The organism is Corynebacterium sp. KPL2734 (assembly GCF_040225595.1).
Lineage (GTDB): Bacteria > Actinomycetota > Actinomycetes > Mycobacteriales > Mycobacteriaceae > Corynebacterium > Corynebacterium rhinophilum.
The window spans coordinates 1-697 of the sequence record NZ_JBEHFO010000058.1; the positions used below are offsets into that span (position 1 = coordinate 1).

General features: G+C 54.7%; 1 pseudogene. It reads left to right on the plus strand.

Annotated elements, in window-relative coordinates:
• Positions 1-232: 232 nt before the first annotated feature.
• Positions 233-367: pseudogene (locus ABRP88_RS11415) on the plus strand (transposase); the annotation flags it as partial.
• Positions 368-697: the final 330 nt, after the last annotated feature.

Sequence of the window (697 nt, forward strand, 5' to 3'; positions counted from 1 at the left end):
CGAAGGATCCCAACGACTCGACACCACAAACACCACCAATCAAGGTCAGGTGTTTCCACGATCCTTAGAATCCGCCGAGAGCTAGCGCTTTCCGATGCCCCCGCTGCCCCACACCCCGGATCCGCTCGAGTTTGAACCGAGCCCCTGTTTGGTGGACACCTGATATCTAGCCCAGTCGCGCTGGAAAGAAAGGTAATCTACTACCATGTCCAGGTACTGAGAACAGTTCAAACGCGATGCCGTGGCCCTCTATGAGAACAATGAGGACCTCTCACTGAACTCAGCATCAGCCCAGCTCGGCATCAACCGTGCCTCGCTGCATTCATGGGTGAAGAAGTACGGCGCCGGTAAACGTGCGCCCGCATAAAAGCCGTGCATGATGAAGCTCAAGCGGCGAATGATTCCGAACGGATCCGCCAGTGAGGGAAAAGAAAACGCAAAGCTGCGCGAAGAACGCGACACTCTGCGCAAGGCCGCCACACATTTTGACTACTAAAGTAGGCCCACTGGCAAGCAGCCTTATTCCCCGACGTGTCCACTTTCCAGCGTCAAGTCCCGTTCTATTGTCGATCTTGGATTATTCATTATGGAAACGCTAGGCTTTATTGTGAAAGCCTCGGGGTTGCGTCCGCTAGTGTGGTGTATCTGTAACCCGTGGTAAGCCTCGTGCCGGTGCACAATAAGGCGACCATCACGG